The organism is Saccharothrix espanaensis DSM 44229, from assembly GCF_000328705.1.
Classification (GTDB): Bacteria; Actinomycetota; Actinomycetes; order Mycobacteriales; family Pseudonocardiaceae; genus Actinosynnema; species Actinosynnema espanaense.
This window is the reverse complement of record NC_019673.1, coordinates 170905-192378: the sequence shown is the minus strand read 5'-3', so window position 1 is coordinate 192378 and position 21474 is coordinate 170905. Positions and strand designations below refer to the sequence as shown.

Genomic DNA, 21474 nt, shown 5'->3' with positions numbered 1-21474 from the left:
CCGGACGCTCCCCTTAGATGTACCGGGAAGGGCGTCTGGTTCCAAGCCGCTGGAAAGACTCTCTGCCGCGCGTGGGTGGCCGATCACCGCAGATGCGAGTCGAACCAGTTCAGCGCCCGCTGCCACGCCTCGGCGCTCGCCTCGGGCGTGGTGTCGAACCGGTGGCTGGTGTCGCGGAACCGGACCACGTCCGTGGCGACCGGTGCCGCCGCCGCGGCGTCGCGGAGCTTGTCCACGTCGCTGAACGGGATCTCGGCGTCGTCGTCGCCGTAGAGCCCGAGCCACGGGCACGCCAGTTCCTCGGCCACCTCGACCAGCGACGGCAGCCCGTCGGACAGCGGCGCCAGGATGCCGCCGCCACCGACGGTGACCGCCGCGCCGATGCTTCGGCTTCCCGCAACCACCATCGCGACCGATCCGCCCAGGTCGAAGCCCATGACACCGAGCCGGTCGGCGCTCACGCCCTGCTGTCCCAACCAGACGAAGGCGACGTCCGTGTCGGCCAGCACGCTTTCCCCGGACAGCTCGCTGACCTGCTCCGCCACGTCCGCGGGTTCGTCCTCCGCGCCGCGGTACAGGTGCGGCGCGACGGCCAGCCACCCCTCCGCGGCGAGTCCGCTCACCAGCCCGCGGACGGTGTCGGTCACGCCGCGCGCCTCGTGCAGCACGACCAGGCCGCCGCGCACGACGTTCTCCGGCTCGGCGACGGTCAGCCGCAAGGAGCGGCCGTCGGTGAGCGAGAGCGTCTCGGTGCGGGTAGGTGTCATGGGGCAACCCTTCCACGTGGGGGTGAACGGCAGTCAACGTGAGCAACCGAACGACAGCTGTGCCCCATCCGGGTCTTGAGCGGGATAACGTCCAGCTCAGAACCGGAAGGAGTCCTCGGATGACGGTGCGAACCCGCGCAGACCTCTCCGCGCTACCCAGTTACGTCCCCGGCAAAACCATCCCGGGAGCGATCAAGCTGGCCAGCAACGAGGTGTCGGCCGGACCGCTGCCCAGCGTGGTGCGGGCGATCGCGGACGCGGCCACCGCCGTGAACCGCTACCCCGACACCGCCGCCACCGACCTCGTGGCGCGGCTGGGCGACAAGCTCGGTGTCCCCGCCGGCCAGGTCGCGGTGGGCTGCGGCTCGGTGACGCTGTGCCAGCAGCTCGTGCAGGCGACCTGCACGCAGGCCGACGAGGTGGTGTTCCCGTGGCGGTCCTTCGAGGCCTACCCGATCATCACCGCGGTCGTCGGCGCAGGCCAGACCAGGGTCCCGCTGACCGCGGGGCACGGCCTGGACCTCGACGCGATGCTCGCCGCGATCACGCCCAAGACCCGGCTGGTGTTCGTCTGCAACCCGAACAACCCGACCGGGACGGCGCTGCGGCGGGCCGAGATCGAGCGGTTCATCGAGCAGGTGCCGGCCGAGACGCTGGTCGTGCTGGACGAGGCGTACAAGGAGTTCGTGGACGACCCGGACGTGCCCGACGGCGTCGAGCTGGCCAAGGCGCAGTGGGCGGCCGGGCGGGACAACGTGGCGGTGCTGCGGACCTTCTCCAAGGCGTACGGCCTGGCCGGCCTGCGGGTCGGGTACGCGGTGGGCTCCCCGGAGCTGGCCGAGACCCTGCGCAAGGTCTACGTGCCGTTCAGCGTGAACGCGCTGGCGCAGGTCGCGGCCCTGGCGTCGCTGGACGCCGAGGACGAGCTGATGGTCCGGTGCCGGGCGATCGTGGCCGAGCGGGGCCGGGTGCGCGCCGAGCTGCTGGCGGCCGGGTTCGAGGTGCCGGTGACCCAGGCGAACTTCGTCTGGCTGCCGCTGGGTGAGCGGACCGCGGCGTTCAACGAGCACTGCCTGGAGCACAAGGTCGTGGTGCGCGCGTTCGTCGGCGACGGCGCGCGGGTGACGATCGGCGAGCCCGAGGAGAACGACGCCTTCCTGGCCGCCGCCCGCACCTTCACCGGCTGACCCGCGACCGATCGACCCGGCTGACCCGCGACCGATCGATCCGATCGACCCGGCCGACCTGCGACCGATCGGCCCGGCCGACTGGTCGGCGCGGGTCACCGGGTCAGGATCTGCACGATGGCCACGGCTCCCACCAGCACGATCACCGCGCGCAGCACGACCGGTGGGAGCCGGCGGCCGACCTTCGCCCCGATCTGGCCGCCGACGACCGAGCCGAGCGCGAGCAGCAGCACGGCGTCCCAGGCGACGTCGGCGATGAAGATGAACAGCACGCCGGCGATGAGGTTCACGAACGCGGTCAGCACGTTCTTCAGGGCGTTCATCCGCTGGATGTGCTCGCTCATCAGCACGCCCATCAGGCCCATCACCAGCACGCCCTGGGCCGCGCCGAAGTAGCCGCCGTAGATGCCGGCCAGGAACACGCCGACCCACAGCGCGACGCCGCCGTGCTCGTGCCGCTCGCGTTCGGCGAGCTTGCGGTTGAGCCACGGCTGGAGCACGACCAGCACCAGGGCGATCGCGATCAGCACCGGGACGATCGCGGCGAACGCGTCCTCGGGCAGCTTGATCAGCAGTACCGCGCCGAGCACGCCGCCGAGCAGCGACGCGGGCAGCAGCCGCTTGACCCGGGGCCCCTGGCCGACCAGCTCGCGCCGGTAGCCGATCGCCCCGCTGAACGAGCCGGGCACCAGCCCGAGGCTGTTCGACACGTTGGCGGTGACCGGCGGGAACCCCACCGCCAGCAGCACCGGGAAGGTGATCAGCGTGCCGGACCCGACGACGGTGTTGATGCCGCCCGCCAGCACCCCGGCGAGGACGACGAGGACCGCTTCCAACGTCGTCACGACCACGTCCCCTCGTTCAGCGCATTTGGTTAGCGACGCTAACACTCTGCGCCGGGTGTCGCGGTGTGGCTCCCACGACACCGGCCCGGACACCGCGCCCCGGACACGCGAAAGGGGCGCGGCAGCGCCACGCCCCTTCCCCGCTCAGGTCACACCGTGCTCAGGTCACACCGTGCGGCGGCGACCGACGACACGCGTGCCGACGCCGAACGCCAGCACCAGCAGCCCGATCAGGCCCAGCCCGACGACGCTCGCGCCGGTCGCGGCGAGGGCCTCCTCGGCACCGGACCCGCCGGAGGTGCCCGACGTGCCGGACGTGCCTCCGGTCTCACCGCCTCCGGTCTCACCGCCTCCGGTCTCACCGCCGCCGGTCTCACCGCCGCCGGTCGGCGGCTCCTCCCAGTTCCCCGGGTCGCCGACCTCGGGACCGGGTTCGACGTCGATGTCCCCGGTGGTCGCGCCGCCCCGGATCACCCGGAAGGACGGGGCCGGGCCCCAGTTGACGTTGAACTTCCACGGGCCGACGATCACCGGCGTGTAGAAACCGACCGGGACGTTCGAGAACGTGAAGCTCCCGTCCGGACCGGCCACCGTGCGCGCCACCGGCTTCTTCGAGAAGTAGTCGGTGAGCACGATCGTCACGTTCGGCACGGGCACCGGCTCGTACGGCGTCGGCCTGGTGATCACACGGCCGGACTTCGTCCACACCGCACCCGGCACGCGGGCGAACTCCCGGGTCTCGGGCAGACCCCGGATGTTGCGGTCGGGGCCGAACGTGCACGACATGTCGAACACGCCGTAGTCGGCCGCGTAGTTCGGCAGCGGAACGGTGTAGGTGAAGACGCGGGTCTCACCGGCTTCCAGTTCCACGCCGGCACCGCCGTTCGAGTCGAACGGTCCCCAGCCGCTGTCGTTCATCAGCGCCGGGATCTCCCCGCCACCGCAGAACGCCTTGAACAGGGCCTTCTTCGACCCGCTGTTGGACAGCGTCAAGGTGGCGACCACCTGGTCGTCGGGCCCGTAGGTGTCGCGGTCGAAGACCACCGACGCGTGCAGCTCGTCGGACAGCGGGCGCTCCATGCCGTACTGGGCCTGGGTTTCCTGGTCCGCGACGACGACCAGTTCGCCGTCGTCCTGGCGGACCCAACCGGTCTTGTCGTCGTGGACCCGCACGGTGTACTTGCCGGTGGGGACGTCGTCCAGGCGGAACCTGCCGGAGGCGTCGGTCCGACCGGTGACCAACTTGTACGGCCGGCCGCCCCCGATCGTGATCTGCACGTCCGACAGCCCTTCGCCGTCGTCGTACGCGCCGTCCCCGTCGAGGTCGCCGTAGACCTGGGCGACCGCGTCACCGGTGGCGGGCATGACCGGAGCGGCCAGGTCGATCGCGTTGTCGCTCTCGTCCAAGTCCCCGGACGTCGTGATCCGGCCCTTCAGGCGCACCGACTCGGGCTCACCCCTGATGGTGCCGGTCAGCGTGACGACCTGCTCCTCACCGGGCTGGAGGGTGGCACCGCCGCCGTCGTGGAACGCGCCCCACTGGGTCCGGTTGTAGTACAGGTCGCTGAGGCTCGTCTGAGGCTCGAAGCGGGAGTACCGGGCGGTCGCGTTGCCGGTGTTCTTGACCTTGACGGTGACCTTCGGCCGGTCGCTGAGCTCGTAGGACGCCTTGTCGAACGAGGCGGTGACCGACAGGTTCGGCCCCTGGGGCGGCTCCTGGACCATCGGACCGTCGACGAGGGCGCAGCCCAAGCCCGGGCTGTTGACGGCGTGCACCCGCGCCACGAACCCGTGGTTGTAGCGCGACTTGTACGGGCCGATCACGAGCACGTCGTAGTCGCCCACCGGGACGTCCGGGAACGTCCACGCGCCGTTGACGTCCGACCGCGTCCGCGCGACGACGGCCTTGGTCGACCGGTCGACCAGGAGCACCGCGACGTCGGCGAGCTTCTGCGGCGCGCCCGACGGCGGGTAGTAGGTCAGGTCACCCCTGGCGGAACCGCGTGCGCCGAGGACCTTCGCCTGGTCCGACGCACCCACGTAGCCCGTGTCGTAGATGCCGTTGTTGCCGAAGTTGCAGTACGCGTGCACGGAGCCGGCCTCGTAAGCGGCGTCCGGCACGACGTCCGCGATCTCCAGCACCTTGGACTCACCGGCGGCGATCGTCAGGCCGGGGCCCTTCGGGTGCAGCGGAGCCCAACCCGGACCGCTGCCCAGGGTCGAGTCCTCGCCAACCTGGTTGCACAGCGCGATGACGTTGGTCAGCGTCGCGGTGCCGGTGTTGGTGAGCGTGATCTTGACGGTGATCGGGTCGCCGCGACCGTAGGTGTCGCGGTCCAGCTCGATCCGCGCGGTCAGCGAGTCCGAGACCGGGCGGGCGGTCGGGATCGCCAGGTCCGTCGTCGCGTTCTCCCGCACGGAGAACGTGCTGTGGCCCGGCCGCACCACGATCGTCGCGTCGGTCAGCGTGAAGTAGTAGTCGCCGGTCGGCACGTCCGGGAAGGCGAACTCGCCGTTCGCGCCGGTGACGGCGGCCAGGTGGGTCGACGGCGCGCCGCCGCCGATCCGGAACTCGGCACCCGCGCGCTGCTCGCCGGCGTCGAACCGGCCGTTGGCGTTGACGTCGGTGTAGAGCACGCCGGAGATCGCGCCCCGCCGCTGCGGGACGCTCGCGGTGGCCTTCGCCGACGTGTCCTCGGGCGTCGGGTCGGGGCGCGAGTGGTTGACGTAGAAGAAGAACTCCGCCTGGGTGCCGTTCTGGTCGTACTGGCGCCCGACCAGGTCGAACCGCCGCACCTCACCGGGCGCGAGGGTGTAGGTCTCGTTGAACAGCTCCCAGCCCGAGTTCAGCCCCACGTTGCCGCCGCGGTTGATCCGGACCTGCTCGGCCGTGGTGCCGCCGACGTTCTCGACGGTGACCGTGATGGGCAGCAAGGAGCCCGGCAGGTACTCCGACCGGTCGAATGCGGCGGTGACCCGCAAGTCGGCCGGTGCGGCCTGCGCGCCGATTTGCGCCGGAGCCTTTTCCGTCCGCGCTTCGGGCGCGGCCGGGGGCGCTTCGGTCACGGGCGCTTCAGGCGTCGCAGCCGGTGGTTCGGGCGTTCCGGCCGGCGTTTCCGGCGTGGTCGTGCCGGGCGCCGGGTTGGTCTCCGGGTTGGTCTCCGGGCTGGGTTCCGGCTCCGCGCTGGGAGCCGGGTTTTCGGGCGGCGCAACGGTTTCCACGGGAGTCGTGGCCGGAGCGCCGGTGCCGGTGTCGTCCGCCCAAGCGGGCTGGGCACCGAACGCGAGAACCGCCACCAGCAACGCCGCGGTGGTCGTTCTCAGCACCTGTCTGGCCGCGCGAGGGCGCGCGGCAACACCATTGGACAAGAAAATGTCCCCCCAATTAGGACCGGTAGCCGGCGACGGTCCCCGAACCGCCGAGCAGGCCAAACACATCTTTCGCAGGGGAAAGTACTTGACCGGGGACGGCTTTGGACAGTCCTTTACGAACAATCTTCACAAACGTGCACGATCCGCAACCACCCGACGACCACCCGCCACGAGGACGCCCGGCCTCGCCCAGTTGAGCTGCCAGCGCACGGGCCCTTCCCGCGCCCGCAGGGGGTGGTACGACATGCCGCTGGGAGCACTGGAGCGTCGAGCGCCCCGGGAAGGACCGCAAACGCTTCAGCGGATCGGCAGCAAGTTGGTGTTCGCCCCGGCCGATGACCGATCGATCGGAGAGGTCTACTCCTGCCTTCGCTCGTCGCCGAATCGCCAGCGGACCACTGGGGCAAGCGAGAGGCGCTGCGGAAGCTCGCGGACGAACCGGTCGACCCAGTTGCTGCCCGGAGAGGTGCGGAGGTCCGCTGGGCAGACCACACGCGCCCTCTCCGACCTAGTGCACCACCGGATATTTCGGCAATTCCGCACGCCGCTTGATCAAGTGGGGAATCGATGAGCGACGTAGTCCACTGCGCCGAAGAGTCTCCCGCGTGCTGCCGATCAGCCGGACGAAGGTGTTCGACTTGATCAGGTCCGGCGATCTGACGTCGGTCAAGATCGGCCACCGCAGCCGCGTTCCGGCGAGTCCGGTCGGGGACTACCCGTCCCGGCTGATCGGGGAGGCCGCGCGTGATGGCCCGAGCGAAGTGGTCGAACGAGGAGGACCCGGCCTGCCAGCGCAAGAACGACTGTGGATCGACGCGACCTTGATGCTCACCGTCACCGGGCACAACAAGCGGGTCGCTGTTTCGGCAAGGTCGTCGGACGATCGCGGAGCAAGCTCCGGAAGGAGACCACCTATTCCGACGCGGGCATCCCGGTGTCGGCGGACAACTGAGCTATTGAGGGCTACGGACCTGTTGTGCTGCGACACACCGTTGCCGGAATCGGCAAGAATAAACATCAGCGGCTCTCCGCACAGGACGTGCGGACGTTCCCGACCAGGTTGCGGCACGACTGCCGGTGCTGCGCCGACAAGCGATACCAAGCGACACTGGGTATGCGTTGGCACTCAGAGATGAGACCACCAGATCGTGTGATGGATCGCGGTACTGGATCCGAAAGGTCCGCTGCGCCGGCACCGGACCTCCAAGGCCGTTGCTACACCTGTTGCTACACGAGGGGGTGCGCCCACCCCTCACGGAACGGGTCGCACCCCCTCTGACCTGCGGAAGCGGAGGGATTTGAACCCCCGGACGGTTTCCCGTCTCCCGCTTTCAAGGCGGGTGCATTCGGCCGCTCTGCCACGCTTCCCGGTGTCGCGGTCCAGCAGGTTACCCGTCCAGGCCGCGCAGGTGGGTGATGACCCGGTCGAAGACCTTCGCCAGGACCTCCTGCTCCTCACGTGTCAGCAGGTCGACCATGTGCTCCCGCACGCCTCGGACGTGGGTCGGTGCGGAGCCCTCCAGGGTTTTCACGCCCTTCTCGGTCAGTTCCGCGAACACGCCCCGGCCGTCTTCCGGGCACTCGCGGCGGCGCAGCAGGCCCTCGCGCTCCATCCTCGCCACCTGGTGCGAGACCCGGCTCTTCGAGGAGGCCACCTCGTCGGCCAGTTGCGACATCCGCATCCGCAGGCCACGCCGTTCGGACAGCCGCACCAGCACCTCGTAGTCGGCCAGCGAGAGGTCGTGGCGGTCCTGCAGTTCGCGGTGCAGGCGGTCCTCCAGCATGGACGCGCCGACCACGTAGCTGCGCCACGCCCGCATCTCGCCGTCGTCGAGCCATCGGGGTTCCTGATCCGTCACCTCCTCAGGTTATGCCCGCACATCTCCGTTAACGGACGATCCACACGCATGTCTGGTGCCGGCCAGATCCGAAAGGCAAACTCCCTGCCCTGGTGCGCCCTCCTACCGGGGCGCCGTCAGGGGGAGGACCCTGTTATGACCTCGTTCAGGCGGACCACGGCCGCGCTGGCGCTCAGCGCCGTGGCCGGGCTGGCCGTCACCCTCGCGCAGACCCCGGCACAGGCCGACGACAAGCCCCTGCGCACGGTCGACGTCCGGTTGATCGGCATCAACGACCTGCACGGCAACATCGAGCCCCCGACCGGCTCGTCCGGGCGCGTCACGCTGTCCGACGGCACCCAGGTGGAGGCGGGCGGCGCGGCCTACAACGCGACGCACATCAAGGACCTCCAGGCCCAGGTGCGCAACTCGGTGATCGTCGGCCAGGGCGACCTGATCGGCGCGTCGCCGATCGTCTCCGCGCTGTTCCACGACGAGCCGACGCTGGAGTTCCTGAACCGGGTGGGCATGGACGCCACGGCGGCCGGCAACCACGAGTTCGACGAGGGCTACCGAGAACTGCTGCGCGTGCAGCACGGCGGCTGCCACCCGACCGACGGCTGCCAGTTCCGGGACCGCTACGACGGCGCCAAGTTCCCGATCCTGGGTGCGAACGTCACCCTGGCCGAGAGCGGCCTGCCCGCGCTGCCGCCGTTCTGGGTGGAGTTCCGCGACGGCGTGCCGATCGGCTTCATCGGCATGCCGCTCAAGGACGTGCCGATCCTGGTCGACCCGAACGGGATCAAGGAGCTGAAGTTCGGCGACGAGATCAAGGCCGCCAACCAGTACGCCGACCTGCTCAACTGGCTGGGCGTCAAGTCCATCGTGCTGCTGGTGCACCAGGGCGACAACACCACCGGCGGCGGTCCGGACGACTGCCGCAAGGGCGCGGACAAGGGTCCCGGCCAGCTCATCGCCGAGGGCGTCTCGCCGAAGATCGACGTGGTGTTCTCCGGCCACAGCCACCAGCACTACAACTGCGTGGTCACCGACCCCGCGGGCAACCCGCGCCCGTTCATCGAGGGCCTCGCGTTCGGCCGCGAGCTGTCCGTGGTGGACGTCAAGATCGACAAGCGCACCCGCGACGTCGTCCGCTCGGCCACCGTGGCCAAGAACCACGTGGTGACCAGGAACGTCACCCGGGACCCGGCCATCCAGGACGTGATCGACCTGGCCAAGGCGAAGTCCGGCCCGATCGCCAACCGCCAGGTGGGCACCATCTCCGCGGACGTCCCGCGGGCGCAGAACGCCGCGGGCGAGTCGCCGCTGGGCAACCTGATCGCCGACTCGCAGCTGGCCGCCACGACCGGCAACGGCGCGGTGCTCGCGCTGATGAACCCGGGCGGCGTGCGGGCCGACCTCACCTACGCCTCCTCGCCCGCGGGCGAGGGCAACGGCGTGGTCACCTACGGCGAGACGTTCACCGTGCAGCCGTTCGGCAACATCCTCCAGACGGTCACGCTGACCGGCACGCAGATCAAGGCAGCGCTGGAGCAGCAGTGGCAGGTCGTCAACGGCGCGCAGCGGCAGATCATCCTCCAGCCGAGCGCGGGCCTGACCTACAAGTGGTCGGCGTCGGCCGCGATCGGCTCGAAGGTCTCCGACGTGGTCCTGAACGGGACGCCGCTGGACCCGGCCGCGAGCTACCGGGTCACGATCAACTCGTTCCTGCAGGGCGGCGGTGACGGCTTCAGCGTCTTCACCGGCGGCACGGACATCACCGGTGGCGGCATCGACCTCGACGCCTTCAGCGCCTACCTGGGCGCGCACCCGAACACCGCTCCGCCGGCCCTGGGCCGGATCAGCACCGTCGCCTGACGACCGCGCGCCGTGGGCGGGGCCAGTCCCGCCCACGGCGCGCGACCACCGTCCCACTGCGACGGTCCGTCCGGGTTTCACCAGTTCAGGGTTGGCGTGAACGGTTGTGCTGAGGGCCGATCAAGCGCATCCTCGAAGCAGGACCTGCCGCCGGGCGACGCGAGACCTCCAGCCGCGGCCGGCACGCCCGGAAGGGGTAGGTGGTGCGGTGCAGAGAAGTCCTCGCTGTGACGATCCGCGTTCGGCCGCGACCCCGCGGGCGGGATGGTGCAGACCGTCCTGATCGCGAAACGTGAGCGGTTCCACCGAGGTTCGACGAGCGCGCGGCGCTTCGACGCGTGAACGACGCGCCGGCGAGCGTGAACGACGCGCTTGACGCTGTTGACCACGGACGACTCAGGTGCCCGTCTCGCACGGCGGCACCCGCCGGGGTCCACGCCACCTCGCTGACGGGCCGGGTCAGTCACTTCCACAAGGTAAGAACCCAGGTGCGGTGCCCCCATGTCGGGAACCGCACCTGGGCCTTTGCGCGGACCCAAGCCGACGGGTGGCCGAGAGCGGGCGAGCGCGCACGAAGGCGCACGAAAGCGGGCGGAAGCGGAGACGGGCGCGGGCCGAAGCGAATGAGAGCCGGCCGAAGCGCATGAACAGCGGGCCGGCGGGGTGCAGAGCGGGCCGGCGGGGTTCGAGGTGGTGCGGGCGCTCGGACGGTGGCGTGGGGTTGGGGCGTGGGCGGGCGGGGAACTGTGTTCGTGGCGGAACCCGATTCGCGGCCGCGCCCGGTTATCGTGGTGCCGCCTTTGTGGGGCCCTGGGTTGGAGGACACGCGGTGCAGTTCAACGAGGACGCCGAACTCGACACGTCCCAGGTCTCGGACCTGCGGGGTGGCGGCGGCGGGGTCGGCGGCCGGGTCGCGCTGGGCGGCGGTGGCCTGGGCATCGTGGGCCTGATCATCTACTTCGTGCTCTCCCAGCTCGGCGGCGGCGGCCAGCTGCCGACCGGGGCGGGCTTCGAGGACGTGGGCCGCGGCCAGCAGGTCGGTTCCGAGGCCATCAAGAGCAAGTGCAAGACCGGCGCGGACGCCAACAAGAACGCGGACTGCCGCGCGGTGGCGTTCATCAACTCGATCCAGGGCTACTGGACCGACCAGTTCGCCCGCTCCGGCCGCACCTACCAGCCGGCGCAGACGAACTTCTTCTCCGGCGGCGTGCAGACCCGCTGTGGCAACGCCACCTCGGCGGTGGGCCCGTTCTACTGCCCGGCGGACGCGCAGGTGTACATCGACCTGGTCTTCTTCCAGGAGCTGCAGCAGAAGTTCGGCGCGACCGGCGGCCCGTTCGTGGAGGCCTACGTGCTGGCCCACGAGTACGGCCACCACCTCCAGAACCTGCTGGGCACCTCCGACCGGGTGCGCACGCGCAGCGGCCCCAAGTCGGACTCGGTGCGGCTGGAGCTCCAGGCGGACTGCTACGCGGGCGCGTGGGCCAACCACGCCACGACCGTGCCGACCTCGTCGGGCAAGCCGCTGATCACCGGCGTGACCCAGGACGACATCGCGGCGGCGCTGGACGCGGCGGCCCGGATCGGCGACGACTTCATCCAGAAGGAGCTCGGCGGCGGCCGGATCGACACGACCCAGTTCACCCACGGCACGTCCGCGCAGCGCCAGAAGTGGTACACCCTCGGCTACGACACCGGCGACCCGGCGCGCTGCGACACGTTCGGAACCGACAACCTCGGCTGACCGGGTCACGCCCCGCGCGTCGCGGAAGAGATTCCGGACGGCGTGTGCAGCGGCGAGGGGGCTGCTGACGCGCAGGGGCCGGCCCCCGGAGGAGCCGGCCCCGCGCAGGACGTACTACGCCACGACGTCGTGCGAGTGGTCGTGGTCGTGCGACTCGACGCTCAGCGACTTGGCCGCCGCAGCGCGCGCCGCCGCACGGGACTTGCGCGGCGGGACGCCGTTCACGTCCTCGGTGCTGATCGCGTAGGACGCGGTGACCCACGCCAGGGCGTCGGAGTTGCGGTCCAGCGCCTTGCGGTCGATGTTGCCCAGGTTGTCCCCGGCCAGGTGGTAGTTCGGGTCGTAGGCGACGCCCGCCTGGCCGCCCCACTTGGCCACCTGCGCCGGGGTCTTGAGCACCTCGGCACCGGTGAACAGGCCGCCGGCCGGGATGCCCTGCTTGATGAACTCGCCGTAGTCCGACCGGCCGGTGAAGTCCGTGCCCTCGACCTGGATCTTCTTCTCCACGGTCAGGTAGTCCACGAACGACTTCTCGATCTGCCCCGAGCCGTACGGGCCCGCGCCCGCGCCGACGCCGTCGGAGTTGTCGCCGTCGTAGACGAAGTAGCCCGCGTTCGGCGAGCCGATCATGTCGAAGTTCAGGTAGAGCGCGATGTCGAGCTGCTGCTCGAAGGTCAGCGACTTGACGTAGGCGATGGACCCGAGCAGCCCGATCTCCTCGGCACCCCACCAGCCGAACCGGACGGCGTTGTTCACCTTCGGCGAGCCGCCCAGCTGCAGCGCGGTCTCCAGCAGACCGGCCGAGCCGGTGCCGTTGTCGTTGATGCCCGGACCCACCGCGACGCTGTCGAGGTGCGCGCCGGCGACCACGACGTTGTCCTTGCGACCGGTCCTGGTCTGCGCGATGACGTTGCGCGAGACCCGGTCCTCCGAGTGGTACCGCAGGTCGACGGTGACCGGCTGGCCCGCCTTGGCGAACAGCGCGTTGCCGTCCACCTGGGAGGTGCCGCCGGTCGGGACGACGCCCGGCGCGCCGAGCGTGAAGCCGGCCAGGCTGCCCGCCACGTTGTTCGCCACGATCACCGCGACCGCACCGGCCGCCGCCGCGTTGCGGTGCTTGATGTCGAACGTGCACGCGCCGCGCCGGATCAGCGCGATCGAACCGGTGAAGTCCTGGCCCGCGAAGTCGGTCGCCTCGCAGCCCGGCGTCGCGTCCTCGGGCACGGCCCGCAGCGGTCCGGTGACGCCGCCCACCGGGGTCTGCGGCGAGTAGGTCAGCGGCAGGTTCTCGTAGGTCGTGGTGCCGACCTTCGCCGTGGCCGCGTCGGTGACCTGGACCGGGTAGGTGAACTCCGGGGTGGTGACGTCGAAGCCCGCGCCGCGCAGCTTGCCCGCGACGTACTCCACGCTGGCGTCGTAACCGGTGGTGCCGGCCGCGCGGTTGCCGCCGTTGCGGTCCGCGATCCGCTGGAAGGCGATCAGGTGGCGGTTGACCCCGTCCGCGGACACGTTCTGGGTGAGCTTCTTGGCCAGCGCCGGGCCTTTCAGACCGGCGGGTGCGGCGTCCGCGACCGGCGCGGCGGCGAGGGCGAGGGACGCGGACGCGGCGATGACGAGCACGCGCCGGATCCCGGTTCTACCTGACATGGGCGAGTTTCCCCTTCACTCGGATGCCGAACCCTCACCTCTGGTGCGTGCGGAAATCAATCCGTCACTCGGCGGGTTCTCGCCCAGTGAGCAGACCCAGACAGGACGTGACACCCGTCACGGCCAGTTCCCAGTCCGGTCGGACGAACTGCTCGCGGGCCAGGGCCAGCCGCGTCTGCCCGGCCGGCACACCGCGGCGGACCTGCGTGAACGTCCCGTTGGGGCGGTAGCCCAGCCGGCGGCTGACACCGTGCGAGGCCAGGTTGTCGTCGAACGCGCTGGACCGGGCCACCCGCGCGCCGAGGTGGTCGAACGCGAACGCCAGCACGGCCGCGCGCATCTCGGTGCCGATGCCCGCGCCCTGGTGCCGCAGCCCGATCCACGACCCGGTGCCGACCTCGCCGAGCACCGGGAACGACTCGGCGGACAGGCTCTGCACGCCGATCACCCGGCCGGCCAGCCGCACCAGGAAGTTGACCGACCAGCGCTCGGTGGTCAGGGCCGCCCGCTCGGACCAGTAGTGCCGCACGGTGGTGGGGCCCAAGGTTTCCGGGGGCGCGTCGGTCCACTCGACGGCGAACGGCATCTCCTCCGGGTCGTGGATGCCGAGCAGCGTCTCCTCGACCAGTTCGAGCAGGCCGGCGTCGTCGTCCGGGCGCAGTTCGAGCCGGGGGGTGCGCAGAACCAGGTGTCGCAACGGCCAGGCGTCCATACCGGTCGATGGTGCCCAGGGCGCGCCCGCGCGGCGAGCGCATTACCGTCGGGGGCCATGCACGCGATCACGATTCGTGAACCAGGCGGCCCGGACGTCCTGGAGTGGAGTGACGGGGTTCGGGATCCCGAACCGGGGCCGGGCGAGGTGCTCGTCGACGTGGCGGCGACCGCGGTGAACCGCGCGGACCTGCTCCAGCGCCAGGGCCTCTACCCGCCGCCGCCCGGCGCGTCGGACGTGCTGGGCCTGGAGTGCTCCGGCACGGTCGCCGCGCTCGGCGAGGGCGTGACCGGGTGGCAGGTGGGCGACGAGGTGTGCGCGCTGCTCGCGGGCGGCGGCTACGGCGAGCGGGTCGTCGTCCCGGCGGCCCAACTGCTGCCGGTGCCGGGAGGCGTCGACCTGGTGACGGCCGCGTCGCTGCCCGAGGTGGCGTGCACGGTGTGGTCGAACGTGGTGATGCTGGCGCGCCTGTCTGCGGGCGAGACGCTGCTGGTGCACGGCGGCGCGGGCGGCATCGGCACGCACGCGATCCAGGTCGGCAAGGCGCTCGGCGCGCGGGTGGCCGTGACGGCGGGGTCCGACGAGCGGCTGGCCCGGTGCCGCGAGCTGGGCGCGGACATCGCGGTGAACTACCGGACCCAGGACTTCGTGGCCGAGGTCGGCGCGGCGGACGTCGTGCTGGACAACATGGGAGCGTCCTACCTGGCCCGCAACGTCGACGTGCTGGCGCCGGACGGGCGGCTGGCGATCATCGGCATGCAGGGCGGGGTGAAGGGCGAGCTGAACATCGGCAAGCTGCTTGCCAAGCGCGGCGCGATCACCGGCACCGGGCTGCGGTCCCGGCCGGTCGACGGGCCGAACGGCAAGGGCGCGATCGTCGCGGCGGTGCGCGAACACCTGTGGCCGCTGGTGGCGTCGGGCCAGGTCAAGCCCATCGTGCACGAGGTCCTGCCGATCCGGCGGGCGGCCGACGCGCACCGCGCGCTGGAGGACGGCAAGGACGTGTTCGGCAAGCTGGTCCTCGCGTTCTGAGCCCCGCCGCCGGTCGTGGCGCGCACGGCCGGCGACCGGCGCGGGTCGTGGCGCGCACGGCCGGCGACGGGCGCGGGTCGGCCCGGCGGTCGGTGGGTCCGGCGCTACTCCAGCGCGGTCGCGGTGGCCAGCGACGTGCGCGGGGTGGGGTGGAAGCGGAGTGCGAACTCCTGCGACCAGCGGCGCAGGACGGGTTGCTCGTCGGGGCGTTCCGCGTCGTCCACCAGGACCGCCGCGCCGGGGGCGAGCACGCCCCGGAAGACCGGCAGGGCCGGGTAGCGGGCGTCGGCCGGCAGCGGGCCGTCCACCAGCAGCAGGTCCACCAGGCCGTAGCGCTCCACGTAGGCCGTCACCTCGTCGTGCACCAGCTGGGGGTGGTACCACCGCGCGCCGCCCAGGGCGGCCGGGTGCGGGGACAGCGGCGCGTGCACGACCCGGGCCACGTGGCCCAGGCCCTCGCGGCGGAGCTGGCTGGCCACGAAGGCCGCCGTGCGCTCGTCGTGCTCGACCGACAGCACGTGGCCGAAGCCGCGCCGGGCCAGCAGCCGGGCCAGCAGCACCGACGACGAGCCGCAGCCGCACTCCACGATGACCGTGCGCGAGCCCAGCAGCACCTCGTCCACCACGGCCGCCAGCGCCGCCGGGCGCAGCTCGTGCGCCGTCGTCGGCAGGTACTCGGACATCAGCGGGCTCAGGCGGTGCAGTGCGGCGAGGTCGGCCAGTTCACGGGACACAGCGTCGTCCACCACACCTCCGGCTACCCCAGCTCGGCGACCGCCCGCACGAGTTCGTCCACTTCGACCGCGTTCGTGTAGTGCGCGAGGCCCACCCGGATCGCTCCGCCGACCTCACCCACCCCCAGGACCGAGAAGACGCCGTGCTGGCCCGAGTCGGCGAAGGCGCAGACGCCGCGCTCGGACAGGTGCTCGACACCGTCGGTCGACTTCACGCCGGCCACCGTGAACGCCAGCGCCGGGACCCGCCGCATGGCGTCGCCGATCACCATGACGTGACGGAGCGATCGCAGTTCGTTGATGAGATTAGCCAGAAGTCCCGCTTGGTAAGCCTTCACCGACCCGAGAGACGTGAGCAGGCGTTCCCGCCGGGGGCCGACCGCGGCGTCGTCCAGCCCCGCCAGGTACTCGACGGAGGCCACCAGGCCGGCCAGCAGCGGGTAGGCGTGCGGGCCGAGTTCGAGGCGTTCCGGGCCGCGCGCGCCGGGCTCGACGGCGACCGAGGGCAGCAGGTCCAGCCGCGACGGGTCGCGGAACACCAGCGCCCCCACCGGCGGGCCGCCCCACGCGTTCGCCGAGACCGCGACCACGTCGGCGTCCATCGACGTGATGTCCAGCGGCACGAACGGCGCGGCCGACGAGGCGTCCACGACCACCAGCGCGTCGGTCCGGCGGGCCGACTGGGCGATCTTGGCCAGGTCCGGCCGGGACCCGACCGAGCCGGACGCGGCGGTCACCGCGACCAGCTTGCACTTGTCGGTGATCAGCTCGTCGTACTGCCACGCGGGCAGCTCGCAGGTCTCGATGTCGACTTCGGCCCACCGCACGACGCTGCCGGTGCGCTGGGCGGCGCGCTGCCACGGCGCGATGTTGGACGAGTGGTCCAGCCGCGACACCACGACCTCGTCGCCCAGGAACCAGGTCTCGGACACGGCGTCGGACAGGCGTTGCAGGAGCACGGCGCTGCTCGGCCCGAGGACGACCCCGGCCGGGTCGGCCCCGACCAGGTCCGCGACCGCCCGGCGGGCCGCGTCCACGATGGCCTCGGCGCGTTGCGAGGCGGGGAAGATGCCACCCGGTCCGGAGACCGGTGCGCGCAGCGCGGTGGAGACGGCCGTGGCCACCTGCTCGGGGACCTGCATCCCCGCCGGCGCGTCCAGGTGAACCCAGCCGTCGCCGAGCGCGGGGAACAGCCCACGGACCCGTGCGACGTCGAACGCCATGCCGCACACCGTACGGAGGAGACCGGGGCAAGCGACAGCAGGGGGCCAGGGCCGGGCGTCGGCGTGACCCGGCCCACGGCCGCTTTCCGCCGCCTTGATCGGTTTGCGGGGTTCGCGGGACTTCGGTCGGCACTTCGGTGCTCACGACGCCCGCGCGGCGGTATGCGGCGGTACTACAAGGTGAGAGGTTCTCGGTTCTAGCGGTCCGGGCGAGGGCGCGGACCACCCGGTTCGCACGGCGGGGGTCGGTCCCGTCAGGATGGACGCATGAGCGAGGCAGCGGAGAACGAACGGCAGGTCGTGGTGGTCGGACCGGACGGCATGCCGGTCGGCGCCGCGCGGGTGCCGGTGGGCGAGGGCGGCGGTCCGGACGTCACGGACCTGGTCGAGCAGCCGGCCAAGGTGATGCGGATCGGCACGATGATCAAGCAGCTCCTGGAGGAGGTGCGGGCCGCCCCGCTGGACGAGGCGTCGCGCAACCGGCTCAAGGAGATCCACAAGCGGTCCATCGACGAGCTGGAGGACGGGCTCGCGCCGGAGCTGCGCGACGAGCTGGAGCGGCTGTCGCTGCCGTTCACCGAGGAGGGCACGCCGTCCGACGCCGAACTGCGGATCGCGCAGGCCCAGCTGGTGGGTTGGCTGGAGGGTCTCTTCCACGGCATCCAGACCGCCCTGTTCGCCCAGCAGATGGCAGCGCGCGTCCAACTGGAGCAGATGCGCGGCCGCGCCCTCCCGGCGGGCTCTTCCGCCGAAGCCACCGAGCACCCCCCGCTGCGGGGCGGCCAGTACCTGTAGCAACGCGGCGAATGGGTAACGACCACTGGACAGCGGTCCGGCGGTTGCCCGAACGTGTGTCGCGTCTTCAGCGGTGAAGGTGGGAGAGGAGAGCTCACGTGCTCGACCGGGTGCGACACAACCGAGTGGTGGAAGAGGTGCGCAGCCGGCTGCGCGGCAAGCTGATGAGGGCCATCGACGACGTCGTGGGCCCCTACCACCGGGCCACCAGCGAACGCCTCGACCGGCTCCAGGGTGACCTGGACGGCCTCCGCGAGGAGCTGCGCCACCGCTCCGACCGGGTGGCCGAGGACCTCCGGCGGTTCGAGATCAGGGCGCGCCGGGACATCGTGTTCGCCGGCGAGCGGGAGGCGGCGACCGACACCGCGCGGTTCGTCCGGGACGAGATGACCGCCGCCCCGCACTTCGACCACCCGCACGCCACCCTCGAACACGCCCTGACGCTGGTCGAGCACGACGGCCTGGCGCTGGAGTTCGGCGTCTACGCGGGCAGCACGCTCAAGATCATCGCCGCCGCCCGCGAGGGCTCCGGGGTGTACGGCTTCGACTCGTTCGAGGGCCTGCCGGAGAACTGGCGCAGCGGGTTCCCGGCGGGCATGTTCACCGTGGACGACCTGCCCGACGTGCCGGGCGCGGAACTGGTGGTCGGCTGGTTCGACGAGACCCTGCCCGGCTTCCTGGCCGAGCACCCCGGCCCGGTGACGTTCCTGCACGTCGACTGCGACCTGTACTCGTCCACCAGGACCGTGCTCGACCTGGTCGGGCCGCGGCTGGTGCCGGGCAGCGTCATCGTGTTCGACGAGTACTTCAACTTCCCCGGCTGGCGTGAGCACGAGCACAAGGCGTGGACCGAGTACGTCGAGCGCACCGGGCTCGCGTTCAGCTATGAGGGCTACACCTACGACCACGAACAGGTGATCCTCAAGGTCACCGGCGTGTCGGGCGCCGATACGCCGCCGGTAACCGCACCGTGACAGCCCGGCGGCGGGTAGGGCTACCTGCCGCCGGTAGTCTCAGTACTCGTGCAACAAACGAGTACCGTCGATCCGCCCGCGGTTCCCCCGGCACCCGACTCGCGCACGTTCGCGCGGGCGTTCGCCGACGTGCGCGACGCGTGGCGGCAACGCGAGCTGTGGGGCCACCTCGGCTGGCAGGACATCAAGCAGCGCTACCGCCGGTCGGTCATCGGCCCGCTGTGGATCACCATCTCCATGGGTACCACAGCACTGGCGCTCGGTCTGCTGTACTCGCAGCTCCTGGGCCAGGAGCTGAGCACGTTCCTGCCGTACGTGACCGTCGGTTTCATCGTCTGGAACTTCATCCTGGGCGTGGTCACCGAGGGCACCGAGGTCTTCATCGCCAACGAGGGCCTGATCAAGCACCTGCCCGCGCCGGTCACCGTGCACGTCCTGCGCATGGTCTGGCGCCAGGTGCTGTTCTTCGCGCACAACCTCGTCGTGTACTTCGTGGTGCTCGCCGTGTTCTTCCCGGCGCTCACCGAGCAGTACGTGATGGAAGGCGATACCGTCACTCATCCGGGTATTTCCTGGACGATCGTGCTGGCGCTGCCGGCGTTCGTGCTGCTGGTCGTGAACGCGGTGTGGGTCGCGCTGCTGTTCGGCATCATCAGCACCCGCTTCCGGGACATCCCCCCGGTCATCCACAGCTTCATCCAGCTGGTGTTCTTCATGACGCCGATCGTGTGGCACGTGGGTGTGCTCAACAAGGTCACCGGCGAGGGCGGCGGCAGCTGGAAGATCCTGGTAGCCGAGTTCAACCCCATCTACCACTTCCTGGAGATCTTGCGCGCTCCCCTGCTCGGCCAGCAGCAGGACTGGCACCACTGGGTGGTCGTCGGCGGGTTCACCGTCGTCGGCTGGGCGGTGGCGATCCTGGCGCTGCGCAACTACCGTGCCCGCGTCTCCTACTGGGTCTGAGTGAGGCCGCAACCTATGGTCAGCATCGACGTCTGGAACGCCTCGGTCGACTTCCCGATCTTCGACGCCAAGTCGAGGTCGCTCAAGAAGCTCGCGCTGGGCAAGGTCGGCGGCAAGATCGGCGCGGAAGGCCGCGTCCCGATCATCGAGGCGCTGCACGACATCAACATCTCGCTGCGGCACGGTGACCGCGTGGGCCTGGTCGGGCACAACGGCGCGGGCAAGTCCACGCTGCTGCGCCTGCTGTCGGGCATCTACGAGCCCACCAGGGGCAGCTCCCGGATCCAGGGCAAGGTCGCGCCGGTGTTCGACCTCGGCGTGGGCATGGACCCGGAGCTCTCCGGCTACGAGAACATCATGATCCGGGGCCTGTTCCTGGGCATGGGCCGCAAGGAGATGGAGAAGCGGGTCGACGACATCACCGAGTTCACCGAACTCGGCGACTACCTGTCGATGCCGCTGCGCACCTACTCCACCGGCATGCGGGTGCGGCTCGCGCTGGGCGTCGTGACCTCGATCGACCCGGAGATCCTGCTGCTGGACGAGGGCATCGGCGCGGTCGACGCGGCGTTCCTGGAGAAGGCCCGGGACCGGCTCAACGACCTGGTCGCCCGGTCGGGCATCCTGGTCTTCGCGAACCACTCGGACGACATGCTGGTCGAGCTGTGCAACACGGCCATCTGGATGGACGAGGGCCGGGTGAAGATGCACGGCTCGCTGCGCGAGGTCGTGAAGACCTACAAGGGCCGCGACCCGTACGAGCACCTGAACGCGGCCACCCTGGAGCGGATCGGCCAGTCGCCGGTGCTGAGCGGGAACGGTGGCGAGTAGAGGCGTGGACGCGTTGCCGAAGGGTTCCGTCGTCGGGGTCGTGGTGACCCGGCACCGCCGTGAGCTGCTGGCCCAGTCGCTCAAGGTGCTGGCCTCGCAGACCAGGCCGCTGGACCACCTGGTGGTCGTGGACAACGGGCCCGACCAGCCCGTCGACGACCTGGTCGACCAGTGCCCGATCCCGACCACCTACCTCGCCTCGCACCGCAACCTCGGCGGCGCGGGCGGGTTCGCGCTGGGGATGCTGCACGCGCTGTCGCTGGGCGCGGACTGGCTGTGGCTGGCCGACGACGACGGCAGGCCGGCCGACGAGACCGTGCTGGAGGTGCTGCTGGCCGAGGCGGACCGGCGCGACCTGGCCGCGATCTCGCCGGTGGTGTCCAACATCGAGCAGCCGGAGAAGCTGGCGTTCCCGCTGCGCCGGGGGCTGACCTGGAAGCGGCGGACCGCGGACCTGGGCGTGGACTTCCTGCCCGGGATCGCCTCGCTGTTCAACGGCGCGCTGTTCCGGGCGTCCACGGTCGACGTGATCGGCGTGCCGGACTACCGGCTGTTCTTCCGCGGCGACGAGGTCGAGATCCACCGCCGACTGGTGCGCACCGGGCTGCCGTTCGGCACCTCGCTGAAGGTGCACTACCTGCACCCGGACGGTTCGGACGAGTTCAAGCCGATGCTCGGCGGCCGGTTCCACGCGCAGGACCCGGAGAACCCGATCAAGCGCTACTACACCTACCGCAACCGGGGCTACCTGCTGTCCCAGCCGGGGATGCGCAAACTCGGCCTGCTGGAGTTCTTCCGGTTCGGGCTGTACTTCATCGGCGTCCGAAAGGACCCGAAGGCGTTCCTGGAATGGCTGAAACTGGTCCGCCAGGGACAACGCGAGAGGTTTTTCCGGAAGTGACGGAAACGGGTCGGCACGAGCCTGGTTCGCT

General features: G+C 70.9%; 17 protein-coding genes and 1 tRNA gene. 9 read left to right on the top strand and 9 right to left on the bottom strand.

Annotation, left to right across the window (positions count from 1 at the left end):
- Positions 1 to 83: 83 nt before the first annotated feature.
- A complete protein-coding gene (locus BN6_RS00920; RefSeq protein ID WP_015097634.1) occupies positions 84 to 767 on the bottom strand; it encodes a dienelactone hydrolase family protein in 684 nt (227 codons plus the stop codon).
- Between the two features lie 119 nt (positions 768 to 886).
- Between BN6_RS00920 and hisC the strand changes: the two genes are divergently transcribed.
- A complete protein-coding gene (hisC, locus tag BN6_RS00915; protein WP_015097633.1) occupies positions 887 to 1954 on the top strand; it encodes a histidinol-phosphate transaminase in 1068 nt (355 codons plus the stop codon).
- Positions 1955 to 2049: 95 nt separating this feature from the next.
- Here the strand turns inward: hisC and BN6_RS00910 are convergent, their stop codons facing one another.
- The 4 genes from BN6_RS00910 to BN6_RS00890 form a co-directional block, all read right to left on the bottom strand.
- Positions 2050 to 2799 carry a sulfite exporter TauE/SafE family protein gene (locus BN6_RS00910; protein WP_041315819.1) on the bottom strand — a complete coding sequence of 250 codons (750 nt, stop codon included), beginning with the start codon at positions 2797 to 2799 and terminating at the stop codon, positions 2050 to 2052.
- A gap of 165 nt (positions 2800 to 2964) precedes the next feature.
- A complete protein-coding gene (locus tag BN6_RS47580) occupies positions 2965 to 5865 on the bottom strand; it encodes a carboxypeptidase-like regulatory domain-containing protein (RefSeq protein ID WP_148302680.1) in 2901 nt (966 codons plus the stop codon).
- Between the two features lie 1589 nt (positions 5866 to 7454).
- Positions 7455 to 7539: transfer RNA gene (locus BN6_RS00895), tRNA-Ser, on the bottom strand.
- Positions 7540 to 7559: 20 nt separating this feature from the next.
- Positions 7560 to 8030 (bottom strand): MarR family winged helix-turn-helix transcriptional regulator, encoded by a 471-nt coding sequence (locus tag BN6_RS00890; protein ID WP_015097629.1) that lies wholly within the window; start codon positions 8028 to 8030, stop codon positions 7560 to 7562.
- Between the two features lie 135 nt (positions 8031 to 8165).
- On the opposite strand from BN6_RS00890, the gene BN6_RS00885 reads away from it, so the two are divergent.
- Together BN6_RS00885 and ypfJ are read left to right on the top strand one after the other, a co-directional pair.
- Positions 8166 to 9887: a bifunctional metallophosphatase/5'-nucleotidase gene (locus BN6_RS00885; RefSeq protein WP_015097628.1), complete on the top strand. Its 1722-nt coding sequence runs from the start codon at positions 8166 to 8168 to the stop codon at positions 9885 to 9887.
- An 829-nt stretch (positions 9888 to 10716) separates the two neighbouring features.
- Positions 10717 to 11631 carry a KPN_02809 family neutral zinc metallopeptidase gene (gene ypfJ / locus BN6_RS00880; protein ID WP_015097627.1) on the top strand — a complete coding sequence of 305 codons (915 nt, stop codon included), beginning with the start codon at positions 10717 to 10719 and terminating at the stop codon, positions 11629 to 11631.
- A 114-nt stretch (positions 11632 to 11745) separates the two neighbouring features.
- Here the strand turns inward: ypfJ and BN6_RS00875 are convergent, their stop codons facing one another.
- Complete coding sequence (locus BN6_RS00875; RefSeq protein WP_015097626.1) at positions 11746 to 13278, bottom strand: M28 family metallopeptidase; 1533 nt, start codon at positions 13276 to 13278, stop codon at positions 11746 to 11748.
- 64 nt (positions 13279 to 13342) lie between these two features.
- On the bottom strand, positions 13343 to 13990 hold the full coding sequence (locus BN6_RS00870; protein ID WP_015097625.1) for a GNAT family N-acetyltransferase: 648 nt from the start codon (positions 13988 to 13990) through the stop codon (positions 13343 to 13345).
- A 57-nt stretch (positions 13991 to 14047) separates the two neighbouring features.
- Here BN6_RS00870 and BN6_RS00865 point away from each other — a divergent pair, with 57 nt between their 5' ends.
- Positions 14048 to 15022: an NAD(P)H-quinone oxidoreductase gene (locus tag BN6_RS00865; RefSeq protein WP_015097624.1), complete on the top strand. Its 975-nt coding sequence runs from the start codon at positions 14048 to 14050 to the stop codon at positions 15020 to 15022.
- Positions 15023 to 15126: 104 nt separating this feature from the next.
- Here BN6_RS00865 and BN6_RS00860 read toward each other — a convergent pair whose 3' ends face one another.
- Complete coding sequence (locus tag BN6_RS00860) at positions 15127 to 15768, bottom strand: class I SAM-dependent methyltransferase (protein WP_231904927.1); 642 nt, start codon at positions 15766 to 15768, stop codon at positions 15127 to 15129.
- Positions 15769 to 15779: 11 nt separating this feature from the next.
- A complete protein-coding gene (locus BN6_RS00855; RefSeq protein WP_015097622.1) occupies positions 15780 to 16979 on the bottom strand; it encodes a cysteine desulfurase-like protein in 1200 nt (399 codons plus the stop codon).
- 321 nt (positions 16980 to 17300) lie between these two features.
- Between BN6_RS00855 and BN6_RS00850 the strand changes: the two genes are divergently transcribed.
- The 5 genes from BN6_RS00850 (at position 17301) to glfT1 (ending at position 21443) form a co-directional block, all read left to right on the top strand.
- A complete protein-coding gene (locus BN6_RS00850; protein WP_231905492.1) occupies positions 17301 to 17774 on the top strand; it encodes a bacterial proteasome activator family protein in 474 nt (157 codons plus the stop codon).
- A gap of 98 nt (positions 17775 to 17872) precedes the next feature.
- A complete protein-coding gene (locus tag BN6_RS00845; RefSeq protein ID WP_015097620.1) occupies positions 17873 to 18748 on the top strand; it encodes a class I SAM-dependent methyltransferase in 876 nt (291 codons plus the stop codon).
- 48 nt (positions 18749 to 18796) lie between these two features.
- Complete coding sequence (wzm, locus tag BN6_RS00840) at positions 18797 to 19711, top strand: galactan export ABC transporter permease subunit Wzm/RfbD (RefSeq protein WP_015097619.1); 915 nt, start codon at positions 18797 to 18799, stop codon at positions 19709 to 19711.
- Between the two features lie 15 nt (positions 19712 to 19726).
- On the top strand, positions 19727 to 20542 hold the full coding sequence (gene wzt, locus BN6_RS00835) for a galactan export ABC transporter ATP-binding subunit Wzt/RfbE (protein ID WP_041311557.1): 816 nt from the start codon (positions 19727 to 19729) through the stop codon (positions 20540 to 20542).
- Positions 20543 to 20546: 4 nt separating this feature from the next.
- On the top strand, positions 20547 to 21443 hold the full coding sequence (gene glfT1, locus BN6_RS00830) for a galactofuranosyltransferase GlfT1 (RefSeq protein WP_015097617.1): 897 nt from the start codon (positions 20547 to 20549) through the stop codon (positions 21441 to 21443).
- The last annotated feature ends 31 nt before the right edge of the window (positions 21444 to 21474 follow it).

What these genes read in the sequence shown, in the direction of transcription:
- BN6_RS00870 (WP_015097625.1), bottom strand. Translation starts at nt 13,990, where the DNA reads ATGGACGCCTGGCCGTTGCGACACCTGGTTCTGCGCACCCCCCGGCTC.
- wzt (WP_041311557.1), top strand. Translation starts at nt 19,727, where the DNA reads ATGGTCAGCATCGACGTCTGGAACGCCTCGGTCGACTTCCCGATCTTC.
- BN6_RS00850 (WP_231905492.1), top strand. Translation starts at nt 17,301, where the DNA reads ATGCCGGTCGGCGCCGCGCGGGTGCCGGTGGGCGAGGGCGGCGGTCCG.
- BN6_RS00865 (WP_015097624.1), top strand. Translation starts at nt 14,048, where the DNA reads ATGCACGCGATCACGATTCGTGAACCAGGCGGCCCGGACGTCCTGGAG.
- BN6_RS00855 (WP_015097622.1), bottom strand. Translation starts at nt 16,979, where the DNA reads ATGGCGTTCGACGTCGCACGGGTCCGTGGGCTGTTCCCCGCGCTCGGC.
- hisC (WP_015097633.1), top strand. Translation starts at nt 887, where the DNA reads ATGACGGTGCGAACCCGCGCAGACCTCTCCGCGCTACCCAGTTACGTC.
- BN6_RS00920 (WP_015097634.1), bottom strand. Translation starts at nt 767, where the DNA reads ATGACACCTACCCGCACCGAGACGCTCTCGCTCACCGACGGCCGCTCC.
- BN6_RS00885 (WP_015097628.1), top strand. Translation starts at nt 8,166, where the DNA reads ATGACCTCGTTCAGGCGGACCACGGCCGCGCTGGCGCTCAGCGCCGTG.
- BN6_RS00875 (WP_015097626.1), bottom strand. Translation starts at nt 13,278, where the DNA reads ATGTCAGGTAGAACCGGGATCCGGCGCGTGCTCGTCATCGCCGCGTCC.